This window comes from Poseidonocella sedimentorum, assembly GCF_900116005.1.
GTDB lineage: Bacteria > Pseudomonadota > Alphaproteobacteria > Rhodobacterales > Rhodobacteraceae > Poseidonocella > Poseidonocella sedimentorum.
The window spans coordinates 1-1,285 of record NZ_FOYI01000026.1 but is presented as its reverse complement, the minus strand read 5'-3'; the positions used below and the strand labels follow the sequence as shown (position 1 = coordinate 1,285).

Sequence of the window (1,285 nt, the reverse complement as noted above, 5' to 3'; positions counted from 1 at the left end):
AACCAAGGACGACACCCGATGACCAAACCTATGATGGACCTGCGTGCGCTTGTCGAAAAGAGTGCCGATTCCGACCTGCTGCGTGAGATGATCGGCTTCGCAGCCGAGCGGCTGATGGAACTTGAGGTCGGCGCCAAGACCGGTGCCGATTACGGCGAGAAAAGCAGCGATCGGCTGGCGCAACGGAACGGATACCGCGACCGAGACTGGCAGACCCGTGCGGGCAGCGTCGAGCTGCGCATTCCGCGTCTGCGTACCGGGTCGTACTTCCCGTCTTTCCTCGAGCCACGGCGGTCGGTCGAGAAGGCCCTGACCGCAGTCATCCAGGAAGCCTATGTCCATGGCGTGTCGACGCGGTCGATGGATGATCTTGTGCAAGCCATGGGCGGGACCGGCATCTCGAAGAGCCAGGTCAGCCGGTTGTGCGAGGAAATCGACGACCGTGTCGATGCCTTCCTGACGCGGCCCATTGAGGGGGAATGGCCCTATCTCTGGATCGACGCCACCTACCTGAAGGTGCGCCAAGGCGGTCGCATCGTCAGCGTCGCGGTCACGATCGCGGTGGGCGTCAACATGGATGGCCGACGTGAGGTGCTGGGCATGGCGATCGGCGCATCGGAAGCCGAGACCTTCTGGACCAAGTTCCTCCGCGACCTCGTCCGGCGCGGCCTGTCAGGCGTGAAGCTGGTCATTTCCGACGCCCATGAGGGCATCAAGGCGGCCACCGCCCGCGTCCTGTCCACCACCTGGCAGCGCTGCCGTGTCCATTTCCAGCGCAATGCCCTGGCCCACGCAGGCAAGAGCAGCCGCCGTGTCGTCTCGGCCTTCATCGCCACGGCCTTTGCCCAGCCAGACCACGCGGCGGCCAAGGCCCAATGGCGCCAGGTCGCGGACCAGATGCGCCCGAAGCTGCCCAAGCTTGCCACCTTGATGGATGGTGCCGAGGAGGACGTCCTCGCCTACATGACCTTTCCCCAGCAGCACCGGACGAAGCTGCACAGCACGAATCCAATCGAGCGTCTGAACGGCGAGATCAAGCGGCGCACCGACGTGGTCGGGATCTTTCCCAACGAGGCATCCATACGCCGCCTCGTCGGCGCCAGCCTGATGGAACAGACCGAGGAATGGACGGTGCAGCGCGGTCGGTACATGACGCTGGAAACGCTGGCTCCGGTCTGCGATGATGTCGTGGTCAGCCTGCCTGCAGCGCAGCGCGACTGACAAGCTCGGCCCGCCGGTGAGCACGAGGCCCGTCACGAGCTACACCACGCCGTGGGACATCATC

Annotated in this window: 1 protein-coding gene; it reads left to right on the top strand. The window is 64.7% G+C overall.

The window, feature by feature from the left end:
- Window positions 1-18 precede the first annotated feature (18 nt).
- A complete protein-coding gene (locus BM353_RS16490) occupies window positions 19-1,221 on the top strand; it encodes an IS256 family transposase (RefSeq protein ID WP_092082824.1) in 1,203 nt (400 codons plus the stop codon).
- Window positions 1,222-1,285 lie beyond the last annotated feature (64 nt).

Excerpts from the sequence above, each read along its gene's own strand:
- BM353_RS16490 (WP_092082824.1), top strand. The coding sequence starts at position 19 with ATGACCAAACCTATGATGGACCTGCGTGCGCTTGTCGAAAAGAGTGCC.